We start from the raw sequence: 13,676 nt of genomic DNA on the forward strand, positions 1-13,676 counted from the left end.
TGTGGCAGACAAGTCTACAGATTTAACCGTCACTGAAGGCGGCTCAGATGGTGCACTGGTAGCAAGTTCCGATGTGGATGTGGAGAGTCAAAATCCAGATCTAGAGGAGCGCAGTGCGTCAAAATTCGATATGGCAGTGGGCGACCTCGATTTACTTCGTCAGGTTGTGCTTGTGCTGTCGATATCCATCTGTGTTGCATTGATCGTGATGCTGTTCTTTTGGGTCAAAGAACCGGAGATGCGCCCACTTGGTGCGTACGAGACCGAAGAATTGATCCCCGTTCTGGATTATCTGGACCAGCAGAAAATCAATTATAAGCTTGATGGCAATACTGTTTCTGTTGAATCGAGTGAGTACAACTCGATCAAACTTGGCATGGTTCGTTCCGGCGTTAACCAAGCTACAGAAGCAGGCGATGATATTTTGCTGCAAGACATGGGTTTTGGTGTTTCACAACGTCTCGAGCAAGAGCGTCTCAAACTCAGTCGAGAGCGCCAATTGGCTCAAGCGATTGAAGAAATGAAGCAAGTTCGCAAAGCACGAGTGTTATTGGCACTGCCAAAGCACAGCGTGTTTGTGCGTCATAACCAAGAAGCGTCTGCGTCGGTATTTTTGACATTGTCGACAGGCACGAACCTTAAGCAACAAGAAGTCGATTCTATTGTCGACATGGTAGCGAGTGCCGTGCCGGGAATGAAAACTTCTCGAATTACCGTCACAGATCAGCATGGCCGCTTACTCAGCTCAGGCTCCCAAGATCCTGCTTCTGCGGCGCGACGCAAAGAACAAGAATTAGAACGCAGCCAAGAGCAAGCGCTGCGCGAAAAAATTGATTCCGTACTATTACCCATTTTAGGTTATGGCAACTATACGGCGCAGGTTGATATCCAAATGGACTTCAGTGCGGTTGAACAAACCCGCAAACGCTTTGATCCAAATACCCCTGCGACCCGCAGTGAGTACGCACTCGAAGATTACAATAACGGTAACATGGTAGCGGGTATTCCGGGTGCGTTGAGTAATCAGCCTCCAGCGGATGCCTCTATTCCGCAAGATGTGGCTCAAATGAAAGATGGTTCTGTCATGGGGCAGGGGTCAGTTCGTAAAGAGTCCACGCGTAACTTTGAGCTAGATACCACCATCAGCCACGAGCGAAAGCAGACCGGGACGGTGGCTCGTCAGACCGTTTCTGTTGCGATTAAAGACCGTCGTCAAGTTAATCCTGATACGGGTGAAGTGACTTATACCCCAATGTCTGAATCTGAAATCAATGCCATTCGCCAAGTATTAATTGGTACCGTTGGCTTTGATCAAGGCCGTGGCGATTTGCTGAATGTATTGAGTGTAAAGTTTGCTGAGCCAGAGGCTGAGCAGCTAGAAGAACCACCAATTTGGGAGCACCCTAACTTCAGTGATTGGGTTCGTTGGTTCGCAAGTGCATTAGTGATTATTGTGGTTGTGTTGGTTCTGGTTCGCCCAGCAATGAAGAAATTGCTTAACCCTACCAGCGATGATGAAGACGAAATGTACGGACCAGACGGCTTGCCGATTGGTGCGGATGGTGAAACTAGCTTGATTGGCAGTGACATCGAAAGCAGCGAACTGTTCGAGTTTGGCTCAAGTATTGATTTGCCAAACCTTCATAAAGATGAAGATGTATTGAAAGCGGTTCGCGCTCTGGTTGCGAATGAACCTGAACTGGCTGCTCAAGTAGTGAAAAACTGGATGAATGACAATGGCTAACGATATCGTACCTCAAGATGATAACGCTGCGGGAATGCCAGTAGAGCTGGATGTTTCAACCATTACTGGCGAAGAAAAAGCGGCAATTTTGCTACTGAGCCTTAATGAACAAGATGCAGCTGGCATTATCCGTCACCTAGAACCAAAACAGGTTCAGCGTGTTGGTAGTGCGATGGCTCGCGCGAAGGATCTCAGCCAAGACAAGGTATCTGCTGTTCATCGTGCGTTTTTGGAGGATATCCAGAAATACACCAACATTGGTATGGGCAGCGAAGACTTTATGCGTAATGCACTGGTTGCCGCTCTTGGTGAAGACAAAGCCAACAACTTAGTTGACCAGATCCTACTTGGTACGGGCTCAAAAGGCTTGGATTCTTTGAAATGGATGGACCCACGCCAAGTGGCGAGCATTATTGTCAATGAACACCCACAGATTCAAACTATCGTATTGTCTTATTTAGAAGCAGACCAATCTGCAGAGATTTTGTCTCAGTTCCCTGAGCGCGTGCGTTTGGATCTGATGATGCGTATTGCCAACCTTGAAGAAGTTCAGCCATCAGCATTGGCAGAGCTGAACGAAATCATGGAGAAACAGTTCGCGGGTCAAGCGGGTGCACAAGCAGCCAAAATTGGCGGCCTGAAAGCAGCAGCGGAGATCATGAACTACCTAGACAACAACGTCGAAGGTTTGTTGATGGAACAAATTCGCGATCAGGACGAAGACATGGCGACGCAAATCCAAGACCTAATGTTTGTCTTCGAAAACTTAGTCGAGGTGGACGACCAAGGTATTCAGAAGTTGCTGCGTGACGTACCACAAGACGTGTTGCAAAAAGCACTCAAAGGTGCAGATGACTCGTTACGTGAGAAAGTCTTTAAGAACATGTCTAAACGTGCTGCTGATATGATGCGTGATGACATAGAAGCGATGCCGCCAGTACGAGTGGCAGATGTAGAAGCCGCTCAGAAAGAAATCTTAGCAATTGCTCGTCGAATGGCGGATGCTGGTGAGCTCATGTTGTCTGGCGGTGCTGACGAATTCTTATAATTTCTATTGCTTCGCAATTATCCTATTGCGGAGCACCCTCACTTCTTAATCGAACACACAATAGGTAACCCATGGCTGGCGATAGAAAACGTGGATTTATCCGTCCTGATGAAGATGATTCGATGATCGAACCTCAACGTTGGGGGCTGCCTGATTATGGCGAGCCTAAAGCCAAACAAGCAAAACAAACCGCGTTCAACTATGACCCGGGATGGGTGCCGAATTTTGATGAGCCTGAAGAAGAGCAGCCACTTGCGCTAACCGAAGAACAAATTGAACTGATTAAGCAAGGTGCTTATCAAGAAGGCTTACATCAAGGTCAGGAAGCTGGCTTTAAGCAAGGTTACGACAAAGGTAAAGAAGAAGGGTTGCAAGCCGGCCATGCTGAAGGTCTCGAGCTCGGAAAAGCTGAAGGGGTAACTGCAGGGCAAGAATACATTCAGCAGCAAGTTGAAACTTTTATGAACTTGGCCAATCAGTTTGCTCAACCTTTGGAGTTGATGAATGCTCAGGTTGAAAAGCAGCTGGTGGATATGGTGCTCTGTTTAGTTAAAGAAGTGGTGCACGTTGAAGTACAAACCAACCCTCAAATTATTTTAGATACAGTGAAACAGTCGGTTGAAGCGCTACCAATATCAGGCCACCCTATTACCTTGCACCTGAATCCAGAAGATGTCGCGATTATTCGTTCAGCTTATGGTGAAGAAGACCTTAATTGTCGCAACTGGACGTTAGTTGCTGAGCCATCGCTAAATCGAGGTGACGTCCAGATTGAAGCCGGTGAATCAAGCATTAATTATCGCATGGAAGAACGCGTCAAAAGCGTATTGCACAGCTTTTGTGGCGCAAACCGTCATCAAGAGGGTGAGTAATCCATGCAAGCACTCGCTGACCGCTTAAAAAGCTACAAAGTTGAAGGCCTTACGACGCGCCCTGTCGCCTCTGGCAAACTGGTGCGTGTGGTTGGGTTAACGTTGGAAGCAACCGGCTGTCGCGCACCAATTGGCAGTTTATGCTTAGTGGAAACCATGTCAGGTCAGATGGAAGCCGAGGTTGTCGGCTTTTCAGGTGACAACCTATTTTTAATGCCAAGCGAACAAATTACGGGCATTTTACCTGGCGCGAGAGTCACCCCTTTAACCAGTGACGCTGGTTTGCCTGTCGGCATGGAGTTACTTGGGCGCGTTATAGACGGGGTTGGGAATCCACTTGATGGACTTGGCCCTTTGTATACCGATCACCGTGCCTCTTTTAATGCCGAACCAATCAACCCATTGGCTCGAAAGCCAATTTCTGAACCGCTCGATGTTGGCCTAAAAGCTATCAATGGTTTGTTGACGGTCGGTAAAGGTCAGCGTATCGGTCTGTTTGCAGGTTCTGGTGTGGGTAAATCGGTCACGCTTGGCATGATGACGCGAGGTACCACCGCACAGGTTGTGGTCGTCGGCCTGATAGGTGAGCGTGGACGTGAAGTTAAAGAATTCATCGAAGAGATCTTGGGTGAGGACGGTCGTCGCCGCTCAGTGGTGGTCGCGGCGCCTGCCGATGCTTCACCTCTAATGCGCTTAAAGGGGTGCCAAACGGCATTAACGATTGCTGAATACTTCCGGGACCAAGGGTTAGATGTTCTGCTATTGATGGACTCGTTGACTCGTTTTGCACAAGCACAGCGTGAAATCGCACTTTCTGTTGGTGAGCCGCCAGCGACGAAAGGCTACCCGCCTTCTGTATTTGCCAAGCTGCCAGCGCTGGTTGAGCGAGCGGGTAATGGAAGTGCCGAACAAGGCTCGATTACGGCGTTCTTTACCGTGTTGACCGAAGGGGATGATTTGCAAGATCCGATAGCGGACGCATCGCGAGCCATTCTTGATGGCCATATTGTACTTTCTCGTGAAATGGCGGATGCAGGCCATTATCCGGCGATTGATGTCGAGAAGTCGGTGAGCCGTGTTATGCCGCAAATCACGACCGAAGAGCACGTTCTGATGTCAAAAGCGGTGCGACAGGTCTTGTCTATTTGTCGCAAGAATCAAGATTTGGTCTCGATTGGAGCGTACAAACCGGGTACCGATCCTGCTATTGATGGCGCATTTACTTTGAAACCGAAGTTAGACGAATACTTGCAGCAGAGCATGAAAGAATCGGTGCCATACGATATGTGCGTCAATATGCTTAGAAACATTTTGGGTGGGTGATAGCGCGTGAATAATGCGATGGAGTTTCTACTTGAGCAAACTAAGGATCGTGAAGACCAAGCTGTGCTTGCACTGAACAAAGCGCGTTCTGAACTCGAAGATTATTACCGTCAGGTTGAACAAATTGAAAAGTATCGGCTTGATTATTGCCAGCAGCTCGTCGACCGTGGTCAGGCGGGCCTAACGGCAAGTCAATATGGACACTTAAATCGATTCCTTACCCAGCTAGATGAAACTTTATCTAAGCAAAAGCAAGCAGAAAGTCATTTCAAAGAGCAGGTTGAAAACTGTAAAGAATATTGGTTAACCGTGCGTAAAGAACGCAAATCCTATGAGTGGATGATAGACAAACGCGAAAAAGAGAAACAACTTGCTGAAGCTAAGCGCGAACAAAAGCAAATGGACGAGTTTTCCACCTTACTTTACAGTCGAAAACCACATCGTTTCTAAAGGTTATCGGTTCGATATTGCATTACGGTGTTGCAGCTGACTACATCTCTACCGATTCAAGTAAGGTAACTTTGATTGAGTCTTGTTCAATTAACTCAAACACCTTCGGTCGAATCTCGCGAACCCACCACTCGTTGTATGTTTTTTCGTAGAGAGCCTGGCGTGCTTGTTCATTGTCGAACTCTCTAAGCCAAACAAAATAGTCATGTCCATCATCACCAGTGTGGACGTAAGTATTCAGTACACGCATGCCTTGTGAGCGTTGATAGGGCAACAGTTCTTCCTTCATCCAACTTAGCCACTGTTCTGTTTTGCCTGCTCTGATTCTATATTGGCGTAATTCTGTGATCTTCAAAGTGATTCCTTAATTGTTAAGCCAAGTGTCTGTTTACGCTTATCGTTTTTCAAAGTCAATCAAGTAGCTGTACATCATGTTAGGAACCAGGTTATCGGATAGTACTGTTGATGTTTGTTCCATAAACATGCCATCTATTAGCTTGCCGAGAATTGGCTCAATATTGTGGTGTGATTTTTGCATTTTAGCTGTCAGTATCGGGTCTTTTTGACCTTTGTTTGCCGCCAGTATTGCTGCCTGTCAGCGATACGCTCAGAGCCACGAGAACGAGAGTTTCTAAATGAGTGTGAATTTGTCCCATGTATCTGCGACTACCAAGACGCCAGTTTCTGATGTGTCCGCTAAAGCGTCCGCAGAGAGCACTGAAAGCAAGGGATTTTTAGAAACGTTAACCGATGCGTTTGCTGGTAAACAAAAGCCCGAAAAAGTAGCAACAGAATCGACAGTGGTTGAAGAAAAAGAAAGAGCGGATGTAGGCAGTACTTCTTCTGCTAACGTCTCGGACGAATGGTTGGCGCAAGAAAGCCAAGAATCCGTCAGTGACAGGACCCATGATTTTGATGAAATATCAGCAAACAAACCGAATGCAACCTTAAGTGAAGAAGTAAGTTTACAAAAGGCGAGTAACAGCACACCTTTGGAGCATGATGTTGAAGCTACTGAAAAAGTGAAATCAACATCAATTGATACGAGTAACCCATCAAATACAATGGACGTAAAAAGCACGATGGGCGAAGGACAGCAGCTTCTTGGTCGAATTGAACAAGCGAATCAAACCCTGAATGCGAGTAATGCATCCATCGATAGTGGCAAAGTTTTGCCTCAGAGAGCGAATTTAGTGCACTCGTTCCACGAGCAAGCAACCGTTTCGACACACCGTGATGAGCTGGCTTTGAATGAAACGCCATCAGTTCATTCGCTTGAACAAGCACAGATGATCCCAGGACAAGACTTAGAGCCAATTTTAGATAAGAATGGTCAACCTATCGATGTCGACAAACTCTCGTCTGAGTTTGCTGCTTGGCAAGAGCTAGCGAAACAAGCCAGCCATCCGACGACTAAGAGCGCAGTCAGTGGTGAAGTAGCTAATGAGCTGTCGCCGTTGTTAACAGACGTTGATGGTTCCAACATCGACGCGCTTCCACGAGTCTCCTTGGATGAACTTGAAGTTATAGATACCAAGTTGGCGCAAGGAAAACCACTGACTCAGCAAGAAGCTCAGATCATTGAAGGGTTGAAACAAGGAAGGATCACGGCGGATATTCCTGAGCAAGACCTTGCCCAATTTGTTGCGCTCCCTAATGACATTAAACAGATTCTCGCAGAGCAACAAGTACAACATAATTTAACTCGCCAGGCTGGAGCTATGGCAGTGTCTCAGCAAATCCAGCATGCAGCGGCTCAAGCCCTCCAGTCTCAAGCTGCTCATAGTGGAGATAAAGTCGCATTATCTCCAACGCCCGATATGTTGATAGCCGCCCAAGTGCCGACGTCGCTTCAAGGTGTGAAAGACGGAGAGATTAGCCAGAAAGTGATGAACGCAGCATTGGCGACTGGTGCGCTAAAGGCGACTGCGGATAGACAAGATAAGCCGGACCTCCAACACGGCTTCGCTGGACAGCTTCAGGCTATGGCAGGTCAGCAAGGAATTAATGTGCAGCAACAAGCGCGTATTGATGCTGCACAACAAGCTCAGCTTCCGTTGCAACTAACTAAAGAGCTAGCCAACGAGCAAGTTGCGGAAAAAGTGCAAATGATGATGTCGAAGAATCTGAAAAATCTCGATATTCGTCTTGATCCACCAGAGTTAGGTCGTATGCAAATTCGTATGACCATGAATAATGACGTTGCCAATGTACATTTTACAGTGAACAACCCGCAAGCTCGTGACATTATTGAACAGACGCTCCCTCGTTTGAGAGAAATGCTAGCACAACAAGGTATGCAGCTGGCTGATTCTTCCGTCCAGCAACAAAACAGCGGGCAACAGCAAGGTAGGTATACTGCTGAACAACATGGTCAAAGCGCGCAAAGTGGCGGTTTTTCTGGACAGTCCGAAGAGGGTTTTGAATCTGATGTCAATCTGGATTTGAATGTCGCTTCAAAGCGTGATGGAATTAGTTTTTACGCATAAAAGGCCGTTTAACGGCAATGGAATATGGTTACCAAGCAACTCACTAAAACGTCTTGGTAACTCAAAAGAACAATAAGAGACAAGAATGGCAGAAGAACAGTTACAAGGGGCCGATGCGCCGAAAGGAAAAAGCAAGTTACTTATCATCATCATCGCTGTTGTAGTATTACTACTTGGTGGCGGGGCAGCGGCATTTTTTCTAATGGGCTCTGATGAACCTGCTCAGGCTGAATCGTCTCAACAGGCTCAAGTGAAGGCATCGGATGCTGCGCCCATCGCGTATGTGAATCTTCCTCAGGCATTTGTATTTAACGTTACTGGGGATAGCCGCGATAGGTTGGTTCAAATTAAAGCGCAGTTAATGGTTCGCGGTGCAGAAAATGAAGAGTTGGCGCGGTATCATTCGCCACTGATTGAAAGCTCTATGCTATCAACGTTTGCTTCCGCGACGGTTGATCAATTGCGCTCTCCTACAGGACGAGTGGAATTGCGCGATCGTGCTTCCGAAGATATCAAAGCAGCGCTGAATGCTGCGGTCGGTAAGCCAGTGATTGAAAAAGTACTGTTTACAGATTTTGTTATTCAATAGGTAAAACGTGACCGATCTATTAAGCCAAGACGAAATTGATGCGCTATTGCATGGGGTTGACGATGTTGATGACGTCGATGAACCGATAGAAAACGACACTGAGGGTGCCGTCAATTTTGATTTCTCGTCGCAAGACAGAATCGTACGTGGTCGAATGCCGACGCTCGAACTTATCAACGAGCGCTTTGCACGGCACATGCGTATTAGTCTGTTTAATATGCTGCGTAAAACGGCAGAGGTGTCGATCAATGGCGTGCAGATGATGAAGTTTGGTGAATACCAGAACACATTGTACGTGCCAACCAGTTTGAACATGGTGCGTTTTCGTCCGTTAAAAGGCACTGCGTTGATCACCATGGAGGCTCGTTTAGTCTTTATTCTGGTAGAAAACTTCTTTGGCGGTGATGGTCGATTCCACGCCAAAATCGAAGGCCGCGAATTTACCCCAACGGAACGCCGCATCATTCAGTTGTTACTGAAAATTGTATTTGAAGATTATAAAGAAGCGTGGTCGCCAGTGATGGGGGTAGAGTTCGAATATCTCGACTCTGAAGTAAACCCAAGCATGGCAAACATTGTCAGCCCGACAGAAGTGATTGTCGTGAGTTCATTCCATATAGAAGTTGACGGCGGTGGCGGCGATTTTCATGTCGTTATGCCTTACTCCATGGTTGAGCCTATCCGTGAACTATTGGATGCAGGTGTTCAGTCCGACAAGATGGAAACGGACGTTCGCTGGAGCTCAGCACTACGTGAAGAGATCATGGATTGTCCGGTTAACTTCCGTGTGAACTTGCTCGAAAAAGACATTTCTTTGCGTGATCTCATGGAGCTGCAACCGGGCGATATCATCCCGATTGAAATGCCAGAACATGCGACGATGTTTGTAGAAGACCTACCGACCTATCGCGTAAAAATGGGTCGTTCGGAAGATAAATTAGCGGTGCAAATTTCTGAGGAAATTGAGCGCCCACATGTCGTCAAAACAGATTTAGCTTTCTTAGGTAAAGACATCATGTCCGAGCTTGAGAGTGAAGACGATATAGACCATTAAGATACCTTATTAAACAGACATGCTATGGCATGAGTAAGGCGTAACACAGGATAGAAAAATGGAACCAAGTGACGATCAAAAGCTAGCAGACGAATGGGCAGCCGCTCTTGGCGAAGACCCGTCTGCCCCTTCTGTAGACGTAGATGAAGTATTGGCTGCGCCACTGGAAGAGCTAAAAGACACTTCAAGCCCAATTAGCGAAGATGAGCGTCGTAAACTCGACACTATTATGGATATCCCGGTGACGATTTCGATGGAAGTCGGTCGTTCTCAAATTAGCATTCGGAACCTGTTGCAGCTTAACCAAGGTTCGGTTGTTGAATTGGATCGTCTAGCCGGTGAGTCGCTCGACGTATTGGTTAACGGTACTTTGATTGCTCACGGCGAAGTCGTGGTCGTCAACGATAAGTTTGGTATCCGTTTGACGGATGTGATCAGCCAAACTGAACGAATTAAGAAGCTGCGTTAAGATGAGTCGTTCAATCAAAATGCGATTGAAGCAAATCACTGGAGCACTGAGCTTAATGCTAAGTGCTCCTTATGCATTTGCTGCCGCACCAAATAATCTGGATCTTGCGACGACACTTGGCTCGCTTGTGCTTGTAATCGGCGTGATTCTTTTGCTGGCTTGGTTGCTGAAACGTATGCAAGTTCCAGCGATGGGACAACAAAAGGGCTTGCGTATAGTGAGTCAGTTGCCAGTGGGTACAAAAGAAAGAATCGCAGTAGTTCAAGTGGGTGAAGAACAGTTTTTGGTTGGGATTACTAGCCAATCGATCCAAACTTTAGCCAAGTTAGATAAGCCACTGAAAGAGGAAGAGTTGGCGACCAATGCTTTTGCGACTCAATTTAGCCAGCTGATCAAAAAACATGACAAAGGGTAATCCAATTCGTTTGCTCCTGAGTACGTTGTTACTTTTTGTCGGCGTGCTGTTTTCTTCATTTACCTTTGCTGAAGCAGAGGGGTCAGCGCTGCCAGATAACTTAGCCGATGGAAGTGGTGTTACAGTTCAGGCTATGCAAAGTGATACTGGTGCTAGCCGTGCTATGTCCGTTTCTAGTGGCGGTGGTATTCCAGCATTCACCATGACCACGAACCCTGATGGCAGTGAAGACTACTCGGTTACACTACAAATTTTAGCGTTAATGACCATGCTTGGCTTCTTGCCTGCCATGGTGATTCTGATGACCTCGTTCACTCGAATTGTGGTGGTGATGTCGATATTGCGTCAGGCAATGGGTTTGCAACAAACGCCTTCTAATCAGGTTATTATTGGTATTGCGCTGTTTTTGACCTTTTTTGTTATGTCTCCTGTCCTGAACGAAATCAACGACAAAGCTGTTCAGCCTTATTTGAACGAGCAAGTTACGGCGCGAGAAGCGTTTGATGCAGCACAAGCGCCAATGAAAGCATTTATGCTTAAGCAGACCCGAATCAAAGATTTGGAGACGTTCGTAACCATGTCAGGAGAGCAAGTCGAGAATCCAGAAGATGTGTCGATGGCGGTGTTGATTCCGGCTTTTATCACCTCAGAGCTAAAAACTGCATTCCAAATTGGCTTTATGCTCTTCTTACCGTTTTTGATTATTGACCTTGTAGTCGCTTCGGTACTGATGGCAATGGGTATGATGATGTTGTCACCAATGATTGTTTCGTTGCCGTTCAAGTTGATGTTGTTCGTATTGGTCGATGGTTGGAACTTGATACTCTCGACACTTGCGGGCAGCTTTGCCCTTTAGATAAGCGCAGATAGAGGATAAGACATGACACCAGAAATGTTTGTCGAGCTTTTCCGTGAAGCACTTTGGATGGTGCTTATCATGGTCTGCGCTATTATCATCCCAAGCTTGCTTATCGGCCTTGTAGTCGCGATCTTTCAAGCTGCGACATCCATCAACGAACAAACATTGAGCTTCTTACCGCGTTTGATTGTCACGCTTTTGGCCCTGATGCTGTTTGGGCATTGGATGACGCAAATGTTGATGGAATATTTCTATGGCTTGATTGAACGCTTACCTCAGGTGCTTTATTAGAGGCGCCTATGGAGTACCCCACTAGCGTTGTCTTAGATTGGATCGCAAACTACTTCTGGCCCTATGTTCGTATCTCATCCATGTTGATGGTGATGACAGTAACCGGGGCCCGATTTGTTTCGCCAAGAATCCGCCTTTACCTCGGTTTAGCCATCACTTTCGCTGTCATGCCAGCCATCCCCGCCGTACCTCAGGACATTGAGCTACTCTCGTTTCGTGGCTTCATGACCATTGCCGAGCAAATGATCATCGGCATAGCGATGGGTATGGTTACTCAATTTATGATTCAAACCTTTGTCCTGCTGGGTCAAATATTGGGTATGCAATCAAGTTTGGGCTTTGCTTCTATGGTTGATCCTGCAAATGGTCAGAACACGCCATTGCTTGGTCAGTTATTCATGTTCTTAACGACAATGTTTTTTCTTGCCACCGATGGACACTTAAAAATGCTGCAATTGGTGGTGTTCAGTTTTAAAACTTTGCCGATTGGCTCCGGCTCGCTCAACGCGGTTGATTTCCGTGAAATGGCAGGCTGGCTTGGTATTATGTTCCAAACGGCATTGAGTATGTCTCTATCCGGCATTATTGCACTACTGACCATTAACTTGTCGTTTGGTGTAATGACCCGTGCCGCACCACAGCTGAATATCTTCTCGCTTGGTTTTGCTTTTGCTTTGATGGTGGGTCTATTACTTTGTTGGTACATACTGGCTGGTCTATACAGTCATTATGAAATGTTCTGGACAGTGGGTGAGGCGCAGATTTGTCGGCTTATTCGCTTGGAGTGCTAAGATTTGGCAGAATCAGACGGTCAGGAACGCACCGAAGAAGCCACGCCCCGACGGTTACAACAAGCCAGAGAAAAGGGGCAGGTCGCTCGATCTAAAGAGCTCGCATCAGCATCTGTGCTGATCGTTGGCGCCATTTCATTGATGTGGTTTGGCGAGGCGTTAGCACGTTCATTGTTTTCCATCATGAGCCGTTTATTTGATCTTCAACGAGAAGAGATTTTCGATACTGCAAAACTGTTTGATATCGCTTTGGGCGCGATGAGTGATTTGTTGTTCCCACTATTTTTGGTGTTAGCGACATTGTTTACCGCCGCCATGATTGGAGCAGCAGGTGTGGGAGGAATCAGTTTTTCTGCCCAAGCGGCCATGCCCAAGCTGTCGAAAATGAATCCGCTTAGCGGTTTAAAGCGAATGGTTGGCATGCAAAGCTGGGTAGAGTTGATCAAATCAATCCTTAAAGTGGTTCTGGTCACTGGTGTCGCCATCTATTTGATCCAAGCATCGCAGGCCGATCTGATTCAATTGAGTATGGATGTGTATCCGCAAAACATCTTCCATGCTTTAGATATTTTGCTGAACTTTATTTTGCTGATCAGTTGCTCGCTATTGATTGTGGTTGCCATCGATATTCCATTTCAAATTTGGCAGCACGCCGATCAGTTAAAAATGACCAAGCAAGAAGTCAAAGACGAATACAAAGAGACTGAAGGTAAGCCGGAAGTGAAAGGCCGTATTCGTATGTTGCAAAGGGAAGCGGCTCAACGTCGAATGATGGCGGATGTTCCTCAAGCTGATGTTATTGTTACTAACCCAGAGCACTTCTCGGTAGCGCTTCGTTATAAACAGAAGACAGACCGTGCGCCAGTCGTGATCGCTAAAGGTACTGACCACATGGCGATGAAGATTCGAGAAGTCGCCCGCGAACACGACATTACGATTGTGCCCGCACCACCTTTGGCTCGTGCGTTGTACCACACGACAGAGCTCGAGCAAGAGATCCCCGATGGGTTATTTACTGCCGTCGCTCAGGTTTTGGCATTTGTATTCCAATTGAAGCAATACCGAAAACGAGGTGGACAGCGTCCCAAAATTCAAGATTATGATTTGCCAATCCCACCCGAACACCGCCATTGATACGAAAAGCGGTAAAGCCTTAAAAAAGCTCGTTTGATCAAAAGCTAAGCTCTATTTGAGTGTTTAGTCATTATTTTGGCGCTAATTATGGTACATAGATTGCTTAAAACGCTTTAATTATCAACCCTACCTAAACTTTTAGGCTAAA

Annotated in this window: 16 protein-coding genes; 14 read left to right on the forward strand and 2 right to left on the reverse strand. The window is 46.7% G+C overall.

Annotation, left to right across the window (positions count from 1 at the left end):
• The first annotated feature begins 1 nt into the window (after nt 1).
• From fliF to fliJ, 5 genes are all read left to right on the forward strand, one after another.
• Complete coding sequence (fliF, locus tag R7P64_RS09530; protein WP_005380462.1) at nt 2–1,744, forward strand: flagellar basal-body MS-ring/collar protein FliF; 1,743 nt, start codon at nt 2–4, stop codon at nt 1,742–1,744.
• Nucleotides 1,737–2,792, forward strand: coding sequence for a flagellar motor switch protein FliG (gene fliG / locus R7P64_RS09535; protein ID WP_005380470.1), 1,056 nt, complete (start codon nt 1,737–1,739; stop codon nt 2,790–2,792). Before fliF ends, fliG begins: the two co-directional genes overlap by 8 nt.
• Nucleotides 2,793–2,863: 71 nt before the next feature.
• The gene (gene fliH / locus R7P64_RS09540) at nt 2,864–3,664 is read left to right on the forward strand and encodes a flagellar assembly protein FliH (RefSeq protein WP_005394317.1); all 801 of its coding nucleotides are present in this window, start codon (nt 2,864–2,866) and stop codon (nt 3,662–3,664) included.
• Between the two features lie 3 nt (nt 3,665–3,667).
• Nucleotides 3,668–4,987, forward strand: coding sequence for a flagellar protein export ATPase FliI (gene fliI / locus R7P64_RS09545; protein WP_005384474.1), 1,320 nt, complete (start codon nt 3,668–3,670; stop codon nt 4,985–4,987).
• A 6-nt stretch (nt 4,988–4,993) separates the two neighbouring features.
• Nucleotides 4,994–5,437, forward strand: coding sequence for a flagellar export protein FliJ (fliJ, locus tag R7P64_RS09550; protein WP_005380474.1), 444 nt, complete (start codon nt 4,994–4,996; stop codon nt 5,435–5,437).
• 40 nt (nt 5,438–5,477) lie between these two features.
• Here the strand turns inward: fliJ and R7P64_RS09555 are convergent, their stop codons facing one another.
• Both R7P64_RS09555 and R7P64_RS09560 read right to left on the reverse strand, forming a co-directional pair.
• On the reverse strand, nt 5,478–5,792 hold the full coding sequence (locus tag R7P64_RS09555; protein WP_005380475.1) for an NIPSNAP family protein: 315 nt from the start codon (nt 5,790–5,792) through the stop codon (nt 5,478–5,480).
• A gap of 39 nt (nt 5,793–5,831) precedes the next feature.
• Nucleotides 5,832–5,975 carry a hypothetical protein gene (locus tag R7P64_RS09560; RefSeq protein ID WP_170897464.1) on the reverse strand — a complete coding sequence of 48 codons (144 nt, stop codon included), beginning with the start codon at nt 5,973–5,975 and terminating at the stop codon, nt 5,832–5,834.
• A 97-nt stretch (nt 5,976–6,072) separates the two neighbouring features.
• Here R7P64_RS09560 and R7P64_RS09565 point away from each other — a divergent pair, with 97 nt between their 5' ends.
• The 9 genes from R7P64_RS09565 (at nt 6,073) to flhB (ending at nt 13,528) form a co-directional block, all read left to right on the forward strand.
• The gene (locus R7P64_RS09565; RefSeq protein WP_318123429.1) at nt 6,073–7,926 is read left to right on the forward strand and encodes a flagellar hook-length control protein FliK; all 1,854 of its coding nucleotides are present in this window, start codon (nt 6,073–6,075) and stop codon (nt 7,924–7,926) included.
• Between the two features lie 85 nt (nt 7,927–8,011).
• Nucleotides 8,012–8,515 carry a flagellar basal body-associated protein FliL gene (fliL, locus tag R7P64_RS09570; RefSeq protein WP_005380477.1) on the forward strand — a complete coding sequence of 168 codons (504 nt, stop codon included), beginning with the start codon at nt 8,012–8,014 and terminating at the stop codon, nt 8,513–8,515.
• Nucleotides 8,516–8,522: 7 nt separating this feature from the next.
• Nucleotides 8,523–9,569 (forward strand): flagellar motor switch protein FliM, encoded by a 1,047-nt coding sequence (fliM, locus tag R7P64_RS09575; RefSeq protein ID WP_005380478.1) that lies wholly within the window; start codon nt 8,523–8,525, stop codon nt 9,567–9,569.
• A 58-nt stretch (nt 9,570–9,627) separates the two neighbouring features.
• Nucleotides 9,628–10,038, forward strand: a complete 411-nt coding sequence (gene fliN, locus R7P64_RS09580; RefSeq protein ID WP_005380479.1) for a flagellar motor switch protein FliN — start codon at nt 9,628–9,630, stop codon at nt 10,036–10,038.
• Nucleotide 10,039: 1 nt separating this feature from the next.
• Entirely contained in the window at nt 10,040–10,453 is a 414-nt protein-coding gene (gene fliO / locus R7P64_RS09585; protein WP_005380480.1) for a flagellar biosynthetic protein FliO, read from the forward strand.
• On the forward strand, nt 10,440–11,309 hold the full coding sequence (gene fliP, locus R7P64_RS09590; RefSeq protein WP_054577610.1) for a flagellar type III secretion system pore protein FliP: 870 nt from the start codon (nt 10,440–10,442) through the stop codon (nt 11,307–11,309). The genes fliO and fliP overlap by 14 nt, the downstream gene beginning before the upstream one ends.
• A 24-nt stretch (nt 11,310–11,333) precedes the next feature.
• Nucleotides 11,334–11,603, forward strand: coding sequence for a flagellar biosynthesis protein FliQ (fliQ, locus tag R7P64_RS09595; protein WP_005380488.1), 270 nt, complete (start codon nt 11,334–11,336; stop codon nt 11,601–11,603).
• An 8-nt stretch (nt 11,604–11,611) separates the two neighbouring features.
• On the forward strand, nt 11,612–12,394 hold the full coding sequence (gene fliR / locus R7P64_RS09600) for a flagellar biosynthetic protein FliR (RefSeq protein ID WP_005384463.1): 783 nt from the start codon (nt 11,612–11,614) through the stop codon (nt 12,392–12,394).
• A 3-nt stretch (nt 12,395–12,397) separates the two neighbouring features.
• Nucleotides 12,398–13,528 (forward strand): flagellar biosynthesis protein FlhB, encoded by a 1,131-nt coding sequence (gene flhB, locus R7P64_RS09605; protein ID WP_005380490.1) that lies wholly within the window; start codon nt 12,398–12,400, stop codon nt 13,526–13,528.
• Nucleotides 13,529–13,676: the final 148 nt, after the last annotated feature.

Origin of the sequence: Vibrio sp. 2304 (genome assembly GCF_033339475.1) — a bacterium.
Classification (GTDB): Bacteria; Pseudomonadota; Gammaproteobacteria; order Enterobacterales; family Vibrionaceae; genus Vibrio; species Vibrio alginolyticus.